Here is an 18,380-nt window from a genome sequence, read left to right on the forward strand (position 1 = left end):
TTTCATGTGCAAATCCTGAAGGCAAAAAACAGCACCGGGCAGAAAGCGGTCTGCCCGGTGCGATTTTCTTAAAAAAGGTCCAGCATATTGTCCAGATAGATTGCCTCCCGCACCTGCAGCTGGCATTCCGGCTTTATCATGTAGTAAAGCAGAAATTCCAGCACCAACGCGCTGCCAAGTCCCCTGCCCTCTATCTTAAACTGGGAAAAGCCTGCGGGCAGGTACCGCTGCCGGATGTCCTCTACCCCGATGAACCCGGGGCTGCGTAGCGCCTTGGAAAAACGATAGCCCCCGGCGGCATCCGGGGCAGCGCAGCGGTGGTCCGGGCAGTCCTCGCCCAGATTCTGGCGGCTGACCGTCTCGTAGCAGCGCTTGCGCTCGGTGCAGCCGAACCAGCAGCACTCGTTGCACAAAAACTCCACCTTGGCTTTTTGCTCCGGCGGCAGGGTGCGCAGCTGTTCCAGTGCCGGGTTCAGCCGGAAATCCGGCACCACATACCGGAACTGCGGTTTTTCCACTTCCTGCCGCAAAAGCGTGAAATCGGTGAGCACCTTGGTGGTGGAGGACACCAGATACAACTCCGGCCAACGCTGTTGCAGATAGTCCGCCAGCAAATCAGAATGGACGATCACGCCGTTTGGCACACTGCCAGCTTTGGCAAACCGCTCACACAGGGCGTTGCACTGCGGGTCGGCAAGGTGCTGGGCCCGCAGCAGGGAGTTACTGAAGGTCAGCCGCCCGGAGATGCCGTATTCCCGCAATAGCGCCAGCACCTCGCGCGCAGCTGCCCCGCCGCTGGAAATGCGTCCCCCGCCCCAGATGCAGCCTGCCGGTGCACCGTAAATAGAGCCGATGGCGCACCAGTCGTAAAAATATTCCCGGTGCTCCCGATACAGCGGCAAAAACCGGCGGTACAGCTCGTAAAACTCGAACAGGCCGGGCAGATGATAACAGGCAGCTGCGGGCTTTTCCATAGGGGTTCCTTTCCTGCAAAAAGGGAGCTGCTGCGTAAAAATGCTGTGCAGCGGCTCCCCTGTTTTTATCGTATTGCTTCTGTTACACGGTGGCACCGACCTGAGGAGCGCCCCCGGCAAGCTGTTCTGCCGTAAGCGGCTGGGCTTCTGCGGGGGCGTTCAGCCGCTCCTTTGCCACAGCCAGCATCAGCTTGATGCGGTTTTCCTGATTGACCCGGGTAGCGCTGGGGTCGTAGTCGATGGGGGTGATGTTGGCACTGGGGTACAGCGCACGGATCTTGTTCACCATGCCCTTGCCCACGATGTGGTTGGGCAGGCAGCCAAAGGGCTGCGCACACACGATGTTGCCGTAGCCACCCTGCACCAACTCGATCATTTCGGCGGTCAGCAGCCAGCCCTCGCCCATTTTTGCGCCCAGCGAGATGACCCCCTTGGGCTTTTCCACCAGCTCTTTGAAGGGGCCCGGTGCATAGAACCCGGCGTCCGTCTCTGCCTTGAGCATGACGCGCTCCACGTTGTCCAGCCAGTTGAGGAACTGGTCGGTGCCCACCTTTACAGCCAGCTTGCCGCCGTACAGCACATGATCCTCGCCCATATTGAAGGCGCAGTACTGCACAAAGCCCATCAGACCGGGGAAGTTCACCTCGCAGTCCTGACTTTCCAAAAACTTCTGCAGCTCGTTGTTGCCCAACGGGCTGTACTTGACGTAGATCTCGCCCACAACGCCCACCTTGACCTTGGGCACCCGGGTGACCGGGATGGTGGCAAAGTCCTTTGCGATGAGCGGGAAGGTGTGCTTCATTTCCCGGGAAGTAAAACCTTTTCCTGCCAGCAGTGCACGGCCAAGACGGGCGATCCAGCGATCCACCATGCAGTCAGCCGCACCCTTTTCATTCTCGTAGGGGGCCACCTGATTGCGCAGCGCACACAGCATATCGCCGTAGAAGATGCAGGCGATGCACTTGCGTGCCAGCGGGAGGGTCATCTGGAAGCCGCTGTCCTTTTCCAGACCGGAAAAGTTCAGGCTTGCCACCGGGATCTGCGGGTAACCGGCCTTGACCAGCGCCTTGCGCAGCAGATGGATGTAGTTGGAGGCGCGGCAGCCGCCGCCGGTCTGGGTGATCAGCAAGGCAGTGTGTTCCAGATCATACTTGCCGCTGTTCAGCGCATCCAGAAACTGGCCGATGACCAGCAGCGCCGGGTAGCAGGTATCGTTATGCACATACTTCAGCCCCAGCTGTGCCACGGCGCTACCGCAGTTGCCCAGCAGCTCACACTTATAGCCCTCGCAGCGCAGTGCGTACTCCATAAGCCGGAACTGGGTAACGGCCATATTGGGGATAAGGATGGTGTGGGTCTTTTTCATCTCCGGGGTAAATTTAGGATAATGATATTCCATAGGTTCCTCCTATGTTACTCTAAACAAGATAGACCCCGCAAAGACTTCCCCCGCCGGGGGAAACCTTTCAGCCTATCTCAGGGTTTCTTTTATTCTGCCTTTTCTGCGGCAGCCTCGTCCCGCTCGTCCAGTGCGGCAAACAGGCTGCGCAGACGGATGTTCACAGCACCGAGGTTTGTGATCTCGTCGATCTTCAGCTGGGTGTACAGCTTGTTGCCCCGCTGCAAAATCTCGCGGGTCTCGTCGGTGGTAATGGCATCCACGCCGCAGCCGAAGGACACCAGCTGCACCAGATCCATGTCCTTCTGGGTAGTGCAGTACTTGGCGGCGGCATACAGGCGGCTGTGGTAGGTCCACTGGTTCAGCACGCTGGTGGGGAACTTCTGCACCCGGTTGGAGATGCTGTCCTCGGTGACCACCGCAGCCCCGTGGCGGGTGATCAGATGGTCGATGCCGTGGTTGACCTCCGGGTCCACATGGTAGGGGCGGCCTGCCAGCACGATGATGCGCTTGCCCTGACGGCGCGCCTCGTCGATGATCTCGCTGCCCTTTACCCGAATCTTGGCCATGTGTGCCTCGTACTCCGCGTAGGCGGCATCGGCTGCGGCCTGCACCTCCCGCTCGGAGATGCCGCCAAAGTACTTGGGCAGCACCTCCTTTGCCATCTTGTGCACAAAGTCCTTCGGGCGGTGGATGCCCACATAATCATAGATGAACTTTTTGCCCTCCAGCTCCGGGCAGTTGCCTGCCAGAACCTCCGGGTAGTAGGCCACCACCGGGCAGTTATAGTGGTTATCGCCCAAGCCCTCGTCCACATTGTAGGTCAGGCAGGGGTAGAAGATGGCGTCCAGTTCCATCTGGCTCAGCGCCTTGATGTGGCCGTGGCTCAGCTTTGCCGGGAAGCAGGCGGTGTCACTGGGGATGGTGGCCTGTCCGGCCAGATACAGCCCGCGAGTGGACACCGGGCTGGTGTGCACCGCAAAGCCAAGGCTCGTCCAGAAGGCGTACCAGAAGGGCAGCAGCTCATAAAAGCCCAGACACAGCGGGATGCCGACGGAGCCGCGCTTACCGGGCACAGGCTTGTAGCTTGCCAGCAGCTGCTGCTTGTAGGCGTACAGGTTCAGACTGTTATCCTCGCTTTTGCCGGTAACGGGCTTATCGCAGCGGTTGCCGGAGATGAACTTGCGGCCATCGGCAAAGGTGTTGACGGTCAGCTGGCAATGGTTGCCGCAGCCGCCGCACTTGACGCTGACCACCTGCTGTGCAAACTTTTCCAGCTCCTGCTCGTCCATCATGGCAGAGGTGGTCTGGTTGTTTTTATGGCTCTGGCGCAGGCCGTACAAGGCAGCGCCGTAAGCACCCATCAGACCGGCAATGTCCGGCCGGATGACCTCTACGCCCATCTCCTTTTCAAAGGCACGAAGCACGGCTTCATTATAGAAGGTACCGCCCTGCACCACGATCTTGCGGCCCAGCTCTTCCGGGCTGGAAGCGCGGATCACCTTGTACAGCGCATTCTTGACCACGCTGATGGACAGGCCTGCGGAGATATTCTCAATGCTGGCACCATCCTTCTGCGCCTGCTTGACCGAGCTGTTCATGAACACGGTGCAGCGGCTGCCCAAGTCCACCGGGCGGTCTGCGAACAGACCCAGCGCGGCGAACTCCTTGACGTCATAGCCCAGCGCCTGCGCAAAGGTCTGCAAAAAGCTGCCGCAGCCGGAGGAACAGGCTTCGTTCAGGAAGATGTTGCTGATGGCACCATCCTCGATCTTGAAGCACTTCATGTCCTGCCCGCCGATATCAATGATGAAGTCCACGTCCGGCATAAAGTACTTGGCAGCGGTAAAGTGCGCCACCGTTTCCACCAGACCGTAATCGCAGCGGAAAGCGTTCTTTACCAGCTCCTCACCGTAGCCGGTGGTGGTGACGCTGGCCACCTGCAGCCCCGGATGCTCCTTATAGATCTTGAGCAGCTGTTCCCGGATGAGGGGCAGCGGATTGCCAAGGTTGGGCTGATAGTTGGTGTACAAAATCTGGCTCTTTTCGTCCACTACCACCAGCTTGACGGTGGTAGAACCGGAGTCGATGCCGATATGCACCGGCCCGCAGTGGGCGCTGAAGGCCACGCGGGGCACGCTGTGGGACATGTGCCGTGCATGGAAAGCCTCGTACTCCTCCTTGCTGGCGAACAGCGGCGGCTCGCTGGCGTAGGTAGCGGTGGCGGCGTACTTGTCCAGCGCAGCGGCCACCTCAGTGAGCACAAATTCCTTATCGGCATACAGAGCCGCGCCCAGTGCCACATACAGCAGGCTGTTCTCCGGGCAGGTGCCGGTCACGTTCAGCGCCTCGTCAAAACTCTTGCGCAGCACGGTGCTGAAGGTGAGCGGGCCGCCCAGATAAAGGATATTGCCCTTGATGGGGCGTCCCTGTGCCAGACCGGCGATGGTCTGGTTGACCACAGCCTTATAGATACTGGCGGCGATATCCTCGGTGCGGGCACCCTGATTGATCAAAGGCTGCACATCGCTTTTGGCAAACACGCCGCAGCGGGAGGCGATGGTATAGGTACGCTGCGCCTGCTCGGCGGCCTTGTTCATCTCATCGGCGCTCATCTTCAGCAGGGTAGCCATCTGGTCGATGAAGGCACCAGTGCCGCCGGCACAGCTGCCGTTCATGCGCACCTCGGTGCCGTTGGTCAAAAACAAAATCTTGGCATCCTCGCCGCCCAGCTCAATGACGCAATCGGTCTGGGGCATAAAGCGCTTGACCGCCACACGGGTGGAGAACACCTCCTGCACAAAGGGCACACCGCAGCTGTCTGCCAAGCCCATACCGGCAGAGCCGGAGATGCTGAGCAGCGCTTTGCTGCCATGCAGCTGCTCGGCATCAATGCGCCGCAGCAGCTCCTGCGCCTTTTCCAGAATATGACTATAGTGTCGTTCGTATGTAGAATATAGCAGTTCATCATGCTCGCCCAGTACCACACACTTGATAGTGGTACTGCCGATGTCAAGACCTACTCTCACCTTGTTTTCCCTCCTAAGGACAAATAACCGGAGCATAACGCCCCGGCTGCCATGGCAAACAGCCGTTATGCGGTAAAGACCCGCAACGGCAGCTCTCTCTTTTTAACAGCCCGCATCGCGCAGCTACGCTGTTTTTAGGCAGCGAGCACAGTAAAAAATGCAGCAAATGCGTTTTTGCATACATTATTATTATAATCCAATCGCGGGCGGCATTCAATCCATGTTGTTTATTTTACACGAAAAAAATAGTATTTCTTGCTCAAAAGGCTGAACTTTTTGTGAACAAGTGTCTTTTTTCCCGCAAAAAAGCCGCCGCACAGAGTTTGTGCAGCGGCCTTGTACCGGCGGGACATTTTGAATGGTTTCCGCGTGTGCTTTGGTTATTTCGAGCGGGAGCTCTCCCTACGATCTCACGCGTAAAAATGCCTTTGGAGCGCTCCGTTTTCCTTACCGGTTCACGAAATTCAGCACCAGCGCCAGCAGCAGCATGTGCACGGGGTAAAAGGCGTAGCAGGCGTACTGGAACGGTTTGCTGTGGTAGCCCTGCCGCCCGCGGTACAGCCAGATGGGCACCAGTGCCAGCAGCGCCAGCCCTTGCTGGCAAAGCTCAAAGTCCATGCCGAAGAGTTGAATGGGGTACATCAGCCCGCCCAGCAGCTCCACATTGACCCAGTACAGTGCTGCCAGCTGCCCCAGCAGGCACCACCACTTGCGCCCGTGCCCGTGAAAAAAGTAGAAGATGAATACGGTCAGCACACCGGCACCGTAGTAGTCCACCATGCCCAGCGTGCCCAGCACCGCACCTGCCACCACCACAAGGGCGGAGACCAGCAGGTACAGCGCTGTTTTCTGCTTTTTGCGCACGGTTTCCATCAGATGGATGCCCAGAATGCCCAGCAGCAGCGTCCAGATAACATTCTGGTGCACCGGGTAGAACCATGTGCCGCCGTACATCAAATCGAAGGGCACTTCTGAAAGCAGGGCAAACAGCAGCAGGCGCAGGGTGTATTTTTTCAGGTCATGGGTGTGGAAATAGCCCTCCACCGCCATAAAGGCAAAGATGGGAAACGCCACACGTCCCGCACAGGTCAGCCATTCCTGCGCAGGCAGCAACGTCGCCCACAGGTGGTCCATCAGCATCAGCACCATGGCAAGGATATGAAGAGCCGCTGCGCTCAGGTCAAAGCGGGTCGCAGCAGTGGAATGGATCGGTTTGGTTGACATACGCATACCTCGTCTTTGTCGAAATTTCGTTGTTCTGTCTGGAATACGAACGAGCCCCGCAAAGAATTGCAGCCCCGGCAGATTTTTCCCCGCCGGGGCTGGCTTTCTGCTTTATTTTTTCTGCTGCGAATACCCCAGACACAAAAAGGCGGAGCCAAGGCAGAGCCATACCACCGCCGTGGAGTGATTTTCGCCGGTAAAAAAGTTCAGCGCTGCGGCAAGAAAAAACAACAGCCCGCTGAGATAAAACAGATTGCATTTTTTCATAGAGCACACCTCCGGTGTCGGGTGATTTTTTATTGAATACAGAATGGTGTTAAAGGCTTCCCCCGGACGGGGGAAGCCTTTAACACCAGCCACAATTCCCTGTTTTATCATTTAAGGCCTTTCCCACCGGCTATTTTGGATACGGCAAGCGCAGGGGCGGCTGCCATTTTACTCCGCGTGCAAAGGGGCGCAATGCACCCGGCACGCAGAAAGTGTGCGCCCGCAGCAGTCTGCGGGCAAAATTCATGAAGGGTGGCTTGCCTGCCTGCCCATGGAGACGTAAGCGCAAAAGCAGGAATGCGGGAAAAAGCAAGGGACGGTTTCGGCGAAAAAGCGTCTGGCGGTGGCGGAAAAGCCGAACGCAAGATTTTTTCATATTATGCTGGCTCGTAAGGTGAGCCGTACCAAAACTTCCTTGCGGAAATGTGCAGCCTTATAGTTCATCTGCACCTGAACCGGCAGCCGTGCGCCCGGCGCTTGCCGCACCCAAAATAGCCGGTGGATTGCTCATTTAGTTTTTGGCGTTTTCCAGATAGGTCTCAAAGGCCTCGGCAAAGCTGGCGTTCACATCAAAGGGGACGGTGTAGTCCACCTTGGAGGTCACAAGGCAGAGGTCCAGCCGGTTGGAGGTCTCGTCTGCCTGCCGGTTCAGCTTACCCAGCGCCGCATGGATGACCTTGCGGTCGTAGTTGATGGTGGTCACCCGCTTCACATCGCAGCAGTAGGAGATCTGGTTGCCCTCGGCGTTGAAGCGGTAGCCCGTACCCCCGCCGGAAAGCAGCTGCTCGGAGCTGCGCAGGTCGTTCATCCGCTTGAAGGTGCGGGCAATGCTCTGGCGCGCGGCGTTCAGACTGACCTCGCTGTCCATATCCATGTCCAGCGCATCCTTTGCCTTGCGGATGGCGGCAAACAGGCGGCTCTTCTCCTCCAGCAGGTAGAGCATGAACCGGGCAATGTCGGTGATCTGCTCCGCATATTCGGTCTGTGCCGCGTCCATAACGGTCTCGTCCTCGGCCTCGGGCATCACCTTATGGCGCAGGTAGGTGTTGGCTACCTTGGTCACGTTGGCGTCGCAGTCCAGAATGCCCTGTGCCTCGTCCAGCAGGGACTGGAGCTTGTTCTGGTAACGGAATGCTTCCTTCAGGTTCATAGTCGTTCCCTCCGTCTTTTTTCTGCTTTCAGCTTACCACAGACTGCCCGCCTGCGCAAGCTTTCCGGCAAAACAGGCAAAACGCCCGCTCCGGCATGACCGGGGCGGGCGTTTTGCTTTTGCTGTGACACTTATTGGGATAAGAGATTGGCATTACTCAGCCGGCCACGCGCTCGGTGCGGCCTGCCTCCAGCATATAGCGCAGGAAGCCGGTCACGTCGGCGGGGTCGGTCACGGTGAGGTCAAAGCCCTTCTTGGGGGCAGTGTCCATCATCTGCAGCATGGAGCGTGCGGTAGCGTCCTTTTTCAGGTCGCAGGTCTTGCCGTTGTCCAGATGCAGCAGCACGCTGCCGTGGCTGGCAGAAAGCTGGCGCATGAAACGTTCCTTATCAAAATACTCGATACGAAGCATGGGAATACCTCCTTGATAAAATGGTTTATGTTACACTTGCCGTCCGGTCCTCTTTGGACTGGCGGCGGGAGAATAGCGGTTTTGCCCGGCAGTGGAAACGCTTGCACAGCTTGCGTCCCGGCCGCCTTGGTGCTATACTGAGCTTGGAAGCTCTGATAGGATAATACCACAAAACAATTGCAAATTATAGAACAGAACCGCATAGTATATGCAACAAAACCGGCATTGATAAAAAACATTCAAAACATCGGTGTACAAGGGGTACAAACAAGATAAAATAGAAATGAGGGGCGATAGAGCGGAAATGTCAAATTTTCCACTCTATCTGAACACGGTCGCTGGTGGCCTTGATCGTAGAGATCAAACCATCGGCGGCTTTTCTTTTGTCGTCAAAATCTATGCTGTCCCAGTTGTCGAGATAATAGGATAACTTCTTTATCTGCTGGGGAGATATGGTTTCAACGCTCAATTCGGCGATTGCCTTTGAAATGGTCTGGCGTCGGGTGTCCAGTTCTTCAATTTTTTTGTTGGCGTAGGCAAGCAAGGTCGCATTGGCTCCGGTCAGCATATCCAGCAGCTTTTCAATTTCTGCCTCCACCTGTGCCAGCTCCACTTGATAGGCGGTCAGTTTCGGATTGACTTTTTCCTCTCTGCCGTGGAGTATCTGAAAGTCTTTGAATTTCTCCTGCATGGCCGAGAAAATGAATTGCTCAAATTCTTCTTTGCGGATTTTCCCGCAGCCCGGACAGCCTTTGTTTTCCGTCCGTTTGGTACAGCGGAAATATCCAGTGCTGTTTGGTACATGGGTGGCTTTCAGAGCATACCCACAATGCCCGCATTTGATTTTTCCGGCCAGCCAAGTGTTCTTCGGTTTCCGTCCCTGCTGGAAGGTGGTATTTGCCATAAGTTTTTTCCGGCATTTAAGCCATGTGTCAGAGGAAATGAGTGCTTCGTGGGGAGCGATAACAAGTATCTGGTCTTTTAAGCACCTGTCCTTGTCCTCCTTCACATCCCGCCCCTGATAGAGATAGCAGCCGTTTGTTCCGGCAAAGTCGGAAGCGTCATTGACAATCGCTGCGCCCTGGCTCTTGAAAAATTCGTACAGCTCCAAATCGGCCTGTGCGTAAACGGGGTTTCTTAAAAGCTGGGAAAGAAATGTACGGAACATGGATTTGCCATAAATTTTTATGTCATGTTCCTCGAAGTATCGGGTAATATCTCCGAAGGAGGTTTCCGGTTCAGCGTACATTTCAAACATCAGCCGAACATGGTCGGCGGCTACGGGGTCGGCAACCATTTTCTTTGTGCGGATACCCTCTACCACAGTAGGCTCTAACTGATAACCGTATGGTGCCTGTCCGCTCATGTGAAAGCCTTTCAGGCACCGTGAATAGTAGGCGTCTGTGACACGCTTCTGAATTGTCTCACGTTCAAGCTGGGCGAATACAATGCAGATATTCAGCATGGCCCGGCCCATCGGGGTCGAAGTATCAAACTTTTCTGTGGATGATACAAACTCCACATCATACTCTTGAAACAGCTCCATCATCGTTGCAAAGTCCAGAATAGAGCGGCTTATACGGTCCAGTTTATACACGATGACCCGCCTGACCTTTCCCTTGCGGATCTCGCCCAGCAGCTTTTGAAACTCCGGCCTGTCCGTATTTTTACCGGAATAGCCTTTGTCCTTGAATACCCGGCAGCTCCCACCTTTCAATTCATACTTGCAAAAGTCGATCTGACTTTCAATGCTGATACTGTCCTTGCGGTCTACTGACTGTCTTGCGTAAATACAATCTTCTCTGATAAATTCCATATTGGGCTCCTTTCCTTGTTGGAATGGAGCTACCAACCTTACAACTATATTATACCATCAGCAGCCCTGGACAACAATGTTGCGAATGATTAGGGAAATCTGTCTCCATATTTGCGGAACACCTCATAAAGACAACGCTCAATTTCTTTTTTGCGCTGTGCTTTCTCCTTCGGGGGAAGTACCGGCGTGAGGCTTTCCAGCACAATGATCTTCCCTTGAAATGCGACAGACTTTGTTTCTCGTTCATAAGTGACAGCTTGCGTCATTGAAAACCTCCTTTGTGAAAGTGCGTGTATATGCCTGCCTTTCCCACTTGTCCCGTGGGGAAATGTCAAAAGACGGCACCCAGCAGGTGCCGCCCTTTGAGCTTTCTCCACTTCGGGTCGATGTGACCCGAGGTCAGTAAGGACTGGAATGGTACTTTTCTTTGGCGTCCTCCACGCTGTTGAGGTCAAATACTTCATAAAGCTGCCCCACAACATGCCGTATATCTTTCTTTGAAAATCCGCAGTCCTCCATTGCCATAATGACATAACCACGGCAGGCGTCATTGCTCCATTCGTCCGGTTCCAAGCCGGGGATCATTCCAAACGCATTTCCCATAAAGTGCTCCTTTTTTGAAAAGATGGGGAGCCACGCCGGATCGGTTGGCCTATCATCAGACAGCATTGCCGGGGGCTCCCCATAGGTTTTCACTTCATTTCAGACACACCGGACGGGCATAGGCTTCATGCCCCATAGTATTTCAACTCTCCCCATTCTGATGGCAAGGCGTTCTCATTGCCTGCGACGGCTCACGGCTTGCAAGGCCGCTTCAACGCTCGGACTGTGACTAAACGCAAGTATCCGGGTTCTGCGCCTGTTCCGGTGGAGCCAGCCTTGCCCCACCTATGGCATGGACCTGTTCGCTCGCTCAGTTTTACAAAGACTGTATTCTCTGAAATCTGAGGTCATGGCGGGTCTGTCACACAGCGCGTTCCCCTTCGTATCCGGGTGTCTTTTTATTCAATTTTCAATCTGCATGAGGCTTGTCTGAACCTCGGGCCATTGTGACCCGAAGTGTTTTGCCTCTCATAAACCATTTCATTTTCCGACCTAAATCGGTACGCCTTACAAAGAATTTTTCAAAATTTTTTCTAAGCGACGCAGACCTCGCTCGATTGCGACACGAACTACTTTTTCATGGACGCCCTCTGCCCGGGCAATGTCCTGTTTGGTCATGCCGAGAATGAAATGGGCGTAAATCCGTTTTGCCTGTTTGTCTGGCAGACTGGTAATCGCTGCGTGAAGTTCCTGCATGGTCACTTTCCGCTCATACAGTTCATGGGGAGATAAAGCGACAAAGACAGCCTCATGCTCCAGCCCGTCATCCCGATCAAGGGAATAGTAGGCTTTGTGGCGGTATGTACGCAGCCGATAAGCAGCCTCTTTACGATCAAACTCTTTGAACATTTCTGCAACTTCTTCCGATACTTCCATGAAGCAATCCGATGTATAGAATGGGTAATAGTCCCGCAAATTGATAATAGCCATATTGACCTCCGTTTCGGTTGTTGGTTGACGAGTGACCGAAACGAAGGCGGCGGGGAGCGGCACCGGGGAATGACTTCGGGCCAACATGACCCGAAGCAGCCCCATAAGAACACAAAAGCGCCCGGGCGGCATGAAGCCACACGGACGCATGAAATGACATGATAGTTAAGGTTCCAACAAATTTCGCATACATAGCCGGAATAACCCGGAGGGGGAGCTACGCTTTTTTTAGCTGGTGCAGATCATGGGTACTGTGAAAAAAGACAAAAATAGACACGGCGGCAATCCTCCTATATGCCGCCGTGGATTTACACGGTGTTAGGTCGTCGTTGGTTTAGGATAGACGAAAAGAAACGGCGGCTCTGAAAATCAAAGCCGCCGCTTCATAGGCGCGTGAAAATGTGTCTGCTTTACGACGGCTTTTTTTCTTTTGCCGTCGTCCGGCAGATCATTAGATATATTGCATTTATTTAGTCTTGCGGTTCAATCCTTTCAAAATTAACAATGACAAAATCACACAAACCATCAGAATTACAACACCGATTAAAACCTGAAACATATTTGCATTATAATAACCAGAGATATTGAAAACGGCTGTCATGGGATATACCGTCTTTAACTGCTGGGACATACTCGCAAATAATCCAGCAAACGAATAAATTTCTGCAAATACCAGAGCCAGCCAATACCCCTTTTTCATCCGCGCTACCAGAGCGATAATAGGCGAAATTGCAAAGAATACGCCTACCCCATCCAGAAAATATATTTTCAGATTTTCTAACACAAGGCCAACGGAAAGTGCTTCTAAATGCAAAACTGCCTCGACAAGAAAGGTAATTGCAAAAAGTAAAAGGTAAATCAGAACGCTGAACACAAAGGCAAGTATCATTTTGGCAAGTGTCAGTTTCACTTCATCTACGGGAATGAGCCGCAGAGATTTTAAGGTATCCTCCTGTTCCTCCCGGCAAATCATATAACTTCCCAATAGGGCAATTACAGCAGGCAGAACATAAAAGGTAGCAAGGGATTGGGCCGCTGTCATAAACCATCCAGCCCCGTCAATATATCGGCGGTCATAGAATGTAAACTGTCCCTGTGCAAAGACGATCAACCCTACCATGACTGTTGCAAACCCAGCAATCCAGAGTATTTTGGAACGGTGGAGTTTCTGGCTCTCCGCCCAAAGCAAATCTTTCATCATTTTTTGCACCTCACTTTCTCCGAACCAAAGCCACATTCGCCAATACAGCCGAAGCAGCAGCCCATACACCAATACACAGAAATGCGGCTGGAATATTTAATGGCTGATCGAATACAACACCCGGAATATCATACATAACAATAGCGGTCATACTGGACAGCGGATGTAGGTACATATTCACCATCAAGAGGATAAAGCCGAGGAATGTATAAATCAGCGTCAGGCAAACAGGGAGAATATAGCCCTTTTGCGCTGCGGCAACCGCCAGTACTGGTAACACCGCAAAGGCGGTCAACAGAGAAATTTCCATACACTTCCGCAAAAGATAAAGGACACTTTCACTGTCAAAGGGAATATAACCGGATAGTATGCCGGTCAGAATGGACGCCGTTGCGGTAACTAGCATAAAGCAAATGGAATACACCAGCACCACAGCAAACTTGCTGAAAAAGTATGCCATTTTATTGACCGGTACAATCCAAAGCTGTTTGAGCATATCATACTGGTTTTCGTTATACATCAGCATGGTACACAACATCCCCAGCACTACCGGTAGGATGATCCACGGGGTATAGCTGAACGCTGTCCATTTGTAAAACATAATGGGGTCCACACCGGTTCCTTTGACACTTGAAAAGTAAAATACGGCAGCCAGTGGCATAAAGAGCGCCGCCAGCAGCATGAGCCAGATAAACTTTCTCCGGCGCAGTTTTAGAAATTCAACTTGTATCAGTTTAAGCAATTCCCTCTCCCCCTGTGATCTGTTTGAAATAATCCTCAAGGGTATCATTGCAGATTTGGGAGCTGATAACAGCTACATCCTGCACCACAAGGGCCTTGTTGATTGCCGCCATATCCAGTGCGGTGTCATAAAGCCGCAGGTTGTGTTCGTCCTGCACCGCATAATCGGTCACATGGAATTGCCTTTCCAAAATTAAAGAGGCTTTTGGAATATCCGACACTTGAAGCTGGATGTATTTCCGATTTTTCTTTTCTAATTCTTCCATGCTGCTTTCTTCCAGCAGAACCCCGTGGTCGATAATGCCTATGTCATCTGCCAACAGTGAAATTTCGGAAAGTATATGGCTGGAAATTAGGATGGTTTTGCCACGCTCCACACTTAAATTCTTAATAAAGTTCCTCACTTCGGCTATACCGATAGGGTCAAGTCCATTGGTCGGCTCGTCCAAAATCAAAAGCTCCGGGTCATGCAGAATAGCGTTGGCAATACCGAGGCGCTGCTTCATGCCGAGGGAATACTTACTGAACAGCTTTTTGTCCTTGTAGGGCAATCCCACAACTTCCAGCGCGTTCTTGACAGCATTGGGCTGGGGTGTCCCTCGTAACTTCGCAAAAATTTCAAGGTTTTCTGTGCCGGTCAGATTCGGATAAAAACCGGGAGTTTCGATGATGGCTCCAATACGGGGATAAATGCGTTTCTCATGGCCTTTGATGTTCTGTCCGAACACATCTACTTCGCCGGAAGTGATTGGTGTAAGGCCCAAAATCATTTTCATAATTGTGGTTTTACCGGCTCCGTTGCGTCCTAAAAGTCCATAAATCCGGCCCGGTTTTACATGAAGATTCACAGAATTAACGGCAGTTTGTTCCCCGTAAATCTTTGTCAGCTTTTTGGTTTCAATCACAAGATCACTCATAAAAATGCCTCGCTTTCTCATTTTGTTTCGTTCTTCCAGATAACATAGTTGTAAAGGCTGCCATCCGGGAAATAGTTGATGAATACTTTGAAATTGCCTTTGTCACAAGGAATGACAAATTCAACACGGATTTGGTCAGAGTGTTCCGGCACATAGCAGGACACATCCGGGGAAGTGTTCTCCGGCAGCCCGCCCAGCTTATCGACTTCTTCTTCCCATGTTTCCTGTATCGTCTCCGCAGAAATATTGTCCTGTACGCCCTGCGGCAACGCATTGAAGAAAGTTTCAAAATCTCCATCCATCATTTGGTTAAAGTATTCGGTTGCTTCTTCCGTAATGGCCTGTTGGTCGGGAGCCTCGCCGGAAGATGGAGCGGCCTGCTGGCAGGCACAAAGAGAAAAAACAAGCAGAATACCGAGTAATAAACAACTCAATCGTTTCATAGGTCTTTCCTTTCAGTAAGATTGCTTTTTTAGAGCCACTACGGATGCGGCGGCAAATGTAGCACCGATCAAGAGCAGCGAACCGACACAAACAAGCGGCGAAGTATTGAATAAAACGCCTTGCATCAGGCTTTCTACCATAGCTGCGGCCGCTTCGGAAATATGGGGATAAATCCCCATCACGCTTGCCAGCGGGTGTATTCCCGTAAGATAAGCCGGGGCAATGACTACGGGAATCAGATAAAGCAGCGTTGCGCCAATGGGCAGGATATATCCCTTTGACAGCGTGGAAAGAAACACAATCGGAAGCATGGCTATGGGAATCAGAATACCACCTGCCAGATACAAAAGACCAGCGTCCATCAGTGTTTGGGCGTTCAGATCGGGAAAGCCTCCGGCAATCAGCCCACCGACAACACACAAAAGAAAAGTAATCAGGCACAGTCCTACGGACATCAGAATAACCACAGCGACTTTTGAAAAGTATAGCTGTGCTTTTGTAATAGGGATGATAAGCAGTTCTTTCATCGTGTCATTTTTGTGTTCATCGAAAAACAGTGTCGTTGCAAACATTCCCAGCACAATCGGCAGAAACAGGCTGGACAGATTCTTAAAGGCCAGTGTGTAAAGGTCGCCAAAACTATCCATAAAGGGACTGCTCCTTGAAATGCTGCAAGCCCTTTCAATCGCAAACGCTCCAAGCAGAAGTGTTAGAGCCAAAATGCACCAGACAATTTTATTCCGTTTCCATTTCTGGATTTCAGTTGTAATAATCGTCATACGGTTTCCTCCTTTCATGGTTCCAATTATAAAACGCAAACCTTGCCATAACCTTGCCGAGATAAAATTTTTTCAAAAAAAGCTCCGTGGGATCACAGAGCTTTCGGAAGTATGATGATAAAGGTTGTTCCGTTTCCGGGAACACTAGCGGCTGTAATCGTTCCTTTATGAATACTGACTAACTCTTTGGCAATCGAAAGGCCCAGCCCGTTCCCTTTGGCAGAACGGGAGTGATCGCATTGATACATCCGTTCAAAGATATGCGGGAGATCAGAGGCGGCAATCCCGTTGCCGTTATCAGCAACAACGATTTTTGCTTGCTGCTCAGTTTCAGTCACGGTCAGGAAAACTTTGCTTGCATCACTGTGCGTCAGGATATTTTGCAGTAAATTATTGAGAATACGAGTGTAGGCGGTAGAGTCAACACGTGTCATGTATTCTGTTTCGGGTATCTCAATTTCATAGCTAAGATCGTGGTTTTCCAGCAGCGGCACCCAATCAGCCATGATGTCACGGGAAAGCTCATTCAGGTCGCAGACCTCAAAATGAAAAATCTGTTCCCCGGCATCCAGCTTCACCCATTCAAACAGGGCGGTCACAAAATCTTTCAGGTGGTAGGCTTTTTCCATAGCCACCCGAATGTATTCTTCCTTCTCAGCTCCTGTTACCATCTTGCTTTCCACAGCCTCCAAATATCCAACCAGAGAAGCAAGAGGGGTTTTTACATCATGGGAAAGGCTTGTCATAAGCCGTTTATAAGCCTGTTCGGATTGCTTTTGCTGTATAAGCCGAGATTGGCTGCTCATGGCAATCTCGTTAATATCATAACAGATTTGTTTTGTCAGGTCGCTTTCCCGCGCCAATACACGGCGGTTCAAATTCCCGGCTTTTATATCGTTTAGGGCATCCCTAATAAGAAAAAGCTGACCACGGACGCGGTGAAGTTTTCCCAAAAGATAGCTGATTACCAGCAAAGCAATCAATAAGGACAACAATAGATAAAGGTTAATTTCCATGCTCATGCCTCCTTGTTAAAGCGATACCCTACACCGCGGACAGTCTGAATATAAAAAGGTTGTTCTGGATTTGGCTCGATTTTTTTTCGCAGTTTACTGATAAATGCCATGAGGTTATTGTCGTCAAAATCATATTCTTCTGTCCACACCTGCGTATAAAGTTGTTTTTTAGTAAAGACCCGACCCTTGTTGGACGCCAAAAATAGAAGCAAATCAAACTCTTTGCCGGTCAAGTCTACCGGGAGATTTTGAACCGTTACGGTTCGGTTGATTTTATCAATTACCATATCTTTCAGAAGCATGGTGGCGGCTTCGTTTCCGGTCACAGGGTTTAAGGTGGTATAGCGCCGGATTAGAGAATTGACACGAGCCATTAGTTCGTTAATTCCAAACGGCTTTGTCAGATAATCGTCCGCTCCCAGCCGCAGACCAGAAACCTTATCTTCTTCGTCGCTTTTGGCGGTCAGCATCAGCACCGGCACATTGTTTTTCTCTCGGATTTTCTGCAATACTTGAAACCCGTTCATATCTGGCATCATCACATCCAGAATAATTAGTGAACAGGTATCCTTGTTTTTTTCCAGTAGCCTCAGACCCTCTAAGCCGCCATGTGCTACTACCGCAGATAAATTTTCTTGTTCCACACATTTTTTCATCAAGGCACAAAGTTTCTTGTCATCGTCTATAATCAAAACACTATTCATGTTTCAGCAACCTCCCTTGTTTTGTCCGGCCATCAATCGGCTTTTCCGCAGCTTTAGGGATCAGCCAAACACCAGCCATTTTCACAGCACCGGGGATACGTCCACCAGCACAATAATAATTTGCCCTACGAGGTGTCACGCCCCACTTTTCGGCGGCCCCTTTCAATGTCATATAGTCCATTTCGCGCCTCCACAGAATACATTATAGTTCTTTACCTCGAATAGTACAAGTTGGAGGCTGCACATTGATGAAATGAAATACTACTTTATGTAAAATTTCATTACATTCTCATAATCCAACCCGAAATGTACAATGATATAGGGTGATATGAGAATGAACCAAAATGAAAGAAGGTTTGACTTTCACGGCCTCGGGGCGGCTCTCAAACGGGCCAGAGAAGAAAAGGGCTGGACGCAAGCCTATGTTGCGGAATTGGTAGACCGTGACTCCCGTACCATTATGAATATCGAGAACAAAGGACAGTATCCGAGTTTCAACCTTTTTGTAAAGCTCATTACCATGTTTGACATTTCGGTTGACCAGTTTATTCATACGGACGGAGGCAAACAGGAAAGCCCTTGCAGAAAGCATATTGATGTGCTCCTAAACTCCATGAACGAAAAAGAGCTTGTCGTGATAGAAGCCACAGCCGAGGGGCTCAAGAAAGCCAGAGAAACGGAGGTTCCAGAATAAGGGCCTCTGTTTTTTTGCGCCATTTTAGGGGCTGCCGCTAAGTGGCAAGCAATGCCTCTGTGGCCACAAGTGGCACAAAG

20 protein-coding genes are annotated in these 18,380 nt (G+C 51.7%); 1 reads left to right on the forward strand and 19 read right to left on the reverse strand.

The window, feature by feature from the left end; all coding sequences use genetic code 11:
- Nucleotides 1–68: 68 nt before the first annotated feature.
- From MTP39_RS10270 to MTP39_RS10360, 19 genes are all read right to left on the reverse strand, one after another.
- On the reverse strand, nt 69–974 hold the full coding sequence (locus MTP39_RS10270) for a hypothetical protein (RefSeq protein ID WP_249240460.1): 906 nt from the start codon (nt 972–974) through the stop codon (nt 69–71).
- Between the two features lie 82 nt (nt 975–1,056).
- Nucleotides 1,057–2,373: a 2-hydroxyacyl-CoA dehydratase gene (locus MTP39_RS10275; protein WP_249240461.1), complete on the reverse strand. Its 1,317-nt coding sequence runs from the start codon at nt 2,371–2,373 to the stop codon at nt 1,057–1,059.
- Nucleotides 2,374–2,462: 89 nt separating this feature from the next.
- A complete protein-coding gene (locus MTP39_RS10280; RefSeq protein ID WP_249240462.1) occupies nt 2,463–5,438 on the reverse strand; it encodes an acyl-CoA dehydratase activase in 2,976 nt (991 codons plus the stop codon).
- A 411-nt stretch (nt 5,439–5,849) separates the two neighbouring features.
- On the reverse strand, nt 5,850–6,626 hold the full coding sequence (locus MTP39_RS10285; RefSeq protein ID WP_249240463.1) for a TraX family protein: 777 nt from the start codon (nt 6,624–6,626) through the stop codon (nt 5,850–5,852).
- 111 nt (nt 6,627–6,737) lie between these two features.
- Nucleotides 6,738–6,893 (reverse strand): hypothetical protein, encoded by a 156-nt coding sequence (locus MTP39_RS10290; protein ID WP_249240464.1) that lies wholly within the window; start codon nt 6,891–6,893, stop codon nt 6,738–6,740.
- 511 nt (nt 6,894–7,404) lie between these two features.
- Nucleotides 7,405–8,043 (reverse strand): hypothetical protein, encoded by a 639-nt coding sequence (locus MTP39_RS10295; RefSeq protein WP_249240465.1) that lies wholly within the window; start codon nt 8,041–8,043, stop codon nt 7,405–7,407.
- Nucleotides 8,044–8,200: 157 nt separating this feature from the next.
- Nucleotides 8,201–8,455 carry a hypothetical protein gene (locus MTP39_RS10300; protein ID WP_249240466.1) on the reverse strand — a complete coding sequence of 85 codons (255 nt, stop codon included), beginning with the start codon at nt 8,453–8,455 and terminating at the stop codon, nt 8,201–8,203.
- A 307-nt stretch (nt 8,456–8,762) separates the two neighbouring features.
- Nucleotides 8,763–10,271: a recombinase family protein gene (locus tag MTP39_RS10305; protein WP_118760995.1), complete on the reverse strand. Its 1,509-nt coding sequence runs from the start codon at nt 10,269–10,271 to the stop codon at nt 8,763–8,765.
- An 89-nt stretch (nt 10,272–10,360) separates the two neighbouring features.
- On the reverse strand, nt 10,361–10,537 hold the full coding sequence (locus tag MTP39_RS10310) for a hypothetical protein (RefSeq protein ID WP_165483719.1): 177 nt from the start codon (nt 10,535–10,537) through the stop codon (nt 10,361–10,363).
- A 133-nt stretch (nt 10,538–10,670) separates the two neighbouring features.
- Nucleotides 10,671–10,940, reverse strand: coding sequence for a hypothetical protein (locus MTP39_RS10315; protein ID WP_118760994.1), 270 nt, complete (start codon nt 10,938–10,940; stop codon nt 10,671–10,673).
- 441 nt (nt 10,941–11,381) lie between these two features.
- Nucleotides 11,382–11,804: an RNA polymerase sigma factor gene (locus MTP39_RS10320; protein ID WP_172679366.1), complete on the reverse strand. Its 423-nt coding sequence runs from the start codon at nt 11,802–11,804 to the stop codon at nt 11,382–11,384.
- Nucleotides 11,805–12,270: 466 nt separating this feature from the next.
- The gene (locus MTP39_RS10325; protein ID WP_179148991.1) at nt 12,271–13,002 is read right to left on the reverse strand and encodes an ABC transporter permease; all 732 of its coding nucleotides are present in this window, start codon (nt 13,000–13,002) and stop codon (nt 12,271–12,273) included.
- 13 nt (nt 13,003–13,015) lie between these two features.
- Complete coding sequence (locus MTP39_RS10330; RefSeq protein WP_005945158.1) at nt 13,016–13,747, reverse strand: ABC transporter permease; 732 nt, start codon at nt 13,745–13,747, stop codon at nt 13,016–13,018.
- Complete coding sequence (locus MTP39_RS10335) at nt 13,740–14,663, reverse strand: ABC transporter ATP-binding protein (RefSeq protein WP_118526926.1); 924 nt, start codon at nt 14,661–14,663, stop codon at nt 13,740–13,742. Before MTP39_RS10335 ends, MTP39_RS10330 begins: the two co-directional genes overlap by 8 nt.
- Nucleotides 14,664–14,680: 17 nt before the next feature.
- Nucleotides 14,681–15,106 carry a DUF3887 domain-containing protein gene (locus MTP39_RS10340; protein ID WP_085808135.1) on the reverse strand — a complete coding sequence of 142 codons (426 nt, stop codon included), beginning with the start codon at nt 15,104–15,106 and terminating at the stop codon, nt 14,681–14,683.
- Nucleotides 15,107–15,118: 12 nt separating this feature from the next.
- On the reverse strand, nt 15,119–15,886 hold the full coding sequence (locus MTP39_RS10345; RefSeq protein ID WP_005945168.1) for an ABC transporter permease: 768 nt from the start codon (nt 15,884–15,886) through the stop codon (nt 15,119–15,121).
- A 92-nt stretch (nt 15,887–15,978) separates the two neighbouring features.
- On the reverse strand, nt 15,979–16,902 hold the full coding sequence (locus MTP39_RS10350) for a sensor histidine kinase (protein ID WP_118760993.1): 924 nt from the start codon (nt 16,900–16,902) through the stop codon (nt 15,979–15,981).
- Between the two features lie 2 nt (nt 16,903–16,904).
- Nucleotides 16,905–17,606, reverse strand: a complete 702-nt coding sequence (locus MTP39_RS10355; protein WP_005945175.1) for a response regulator transcription factor — start codon at nt 17,604–17,606, stop codon at nt 16,905–16,907.
- Nucleotides 17,599–17,787, reverse strand: a complete 189-nt coding sequence (locus MTP39_RS10360) for a hypothetical protein (RefSeq protein ID WP_005945178.1) — start codon at nt 17,785–17,787, stop codon at nt 17,599–17,601. The genes MTP39_RS10355 and MTP39_RS10360 overlap by 8 nt, the downstream gene beginning before the upstream one ends.
- Before the next feature lie 147 nt (nt 17,788–17,934).
- Here MTP39_RS10360 and MTP39_RS10365 point away from each other — a divergent pair, with 147 nt between their 5' ends.
- Nucleotides 17,935–18,300 (forward strand): helix-turn-helix transcriptional regulator, encoded by a 366-nt coding sequence (locus MTP39_RS10365; RefSeq protein ID WP_249240467.1) that lies wholly within the window; start codon nt 17,935–17,937, stop codon nt 18,298–18,300.
- The last annotated feature ends 80 nt before the right edge of the window (nt 18,301–18,380 follow it).

The organism is Faecalibacterium sp. I3-3-33 (genome assembly GCF_023347295.1).
In the GTDB taxonomy this organism is placed as follows: Bacteria; Bacillota; Clostridia; order Oscillospirales; family Ruminococcaceae; genus Faecalibacterium.

Coding starts and splice junctions, on each gene's coding strand:
- MTP39_RS10275 (WP_249240461.1), bottom strand. CDS start 2,373: ATGGAATATCATTATCCTAAATTTACCCCGGAGATGAAAAAGACCCAC.
- MTP39_RS10365 (WP_249240467.1), top strand. CDS start 17,935: ATGAGAATGAACCAAAATGAAAGAAGGTTTGACTTTCACGGCCTCGGG.
- MTP39_RS10345 (WP_005945168.1), bottom strand. CDS start 15,886: ATGACGATTATTACAACTGAAATCCAGAAATGGAAACGGAATAAAATT.
- MTP39_RS10285 (WP_249240463.1), bottom strand. CDS start 6,626: ATGTCAACCAAACCGATCCATTCCACTGCTGCGACCCGCTTTGACCTG.
- MTP39_RS10310 (WP_165483719.1), bottom strand. CDS start 10,537: ATGACGCAAGCTGTCACTTATGAACGAGAAACAAAGTCTGTCGCATTT.
- MTP39_RS10325 (WP_179148991.1), bottom strand. CDS start 13,002: ATGAAAGATTTGCTTTGGGCGGAGAGCCAGAAACTCCACCGTTCCAAA.
- MTP39_RS10340 (WP_085808135.1), bottom strand. CDS start 15,106: ATGAAACGATTGAGTTGTTTATTACTCGGTATTCTGCTTGTTTTTTCT.
- MTP39_RS10320 (WP_172679366.1), bottom strand. CDS start 11,804: ATGGCTATTATCAATTTGCGGGACTATTACCCATTCTATACATCGGAT.
- MTP39_RS10315 (WP_118760994.1), bottom strand. CDS start 10,940: ATGCTGTCTGATGATAGGCCAACCGATCCGGCGTGGCTCCCCATCTTT.
- MTP39_RS10350 (WP_118760993.1), bottom strand. CDS start 16,902: ATGGAAATTAACCTTTATCTATTGTTGTCCTTATTGATTGCTTTGCTG.
- MTP39_RS10360 (WP_005945178.1), bottom strand. CDS start 17,787: ATGGACTATATGACATTGAAAGGGGCCGCCGAAAAGTGGGGCGTGACA.
- MTP39_RS10305 (WP_118760995.1), bottom strand. CDS start 10,271: ATGGAATTTATCAGAGAAGATTGTATTTACGCAAGACAGTCAGTAGAC.
- MTP39_RS10300 (WP_249240466.1), bottom strand. CDS start 8,455: ATGCTTCGTATCGAGTATTTTGATAAGGAACGTTTCATGCGCCAGCTT.
- MTP39_RS10335 (WP_118526926.1), bottom strand. CDS start 14,663: ATGAGTGATCTTGTGATTGAAACCAAAAAGCTGACAAAGATTTACGGG.
- MTP39_RS10290 (WP_249240464.1), bottom strand. CDS start 6,893: ATGAAAAAATGCAATCTGTTTTATCTCAGCGGGCTGTTGTTTTTTCTT.
- MTP39_RS10270 (WP_249240460.1), bottom strand. CDS start 974: ATGGAAAAGCCCGCAGCTGCCTGTTATCATCTGCCCGGCCTGTTCGAG.
- MTP39_RS10295 (WP_249240465.1), bottom strand. CDS start 8,043: ATGAACCTGAAGGAAGCATTCCGTTACCAGAACAAGCTCCAGTCCCTG.
- MTP39_RS10355 (WP_005945175.1), bottom strand. CDS start 17,606: ATGAATAGTGTTTTGATTATAGACGATGACAAGAAACTTTGTGCCTTG.
- MTP39_RS10280 (WP_249240462.1), bottom strand. CDS start 5,438: ATGCTCCGGTTATTTGTCCTTAGGAGGGAAAACAAGGTGAGAGTAGGT.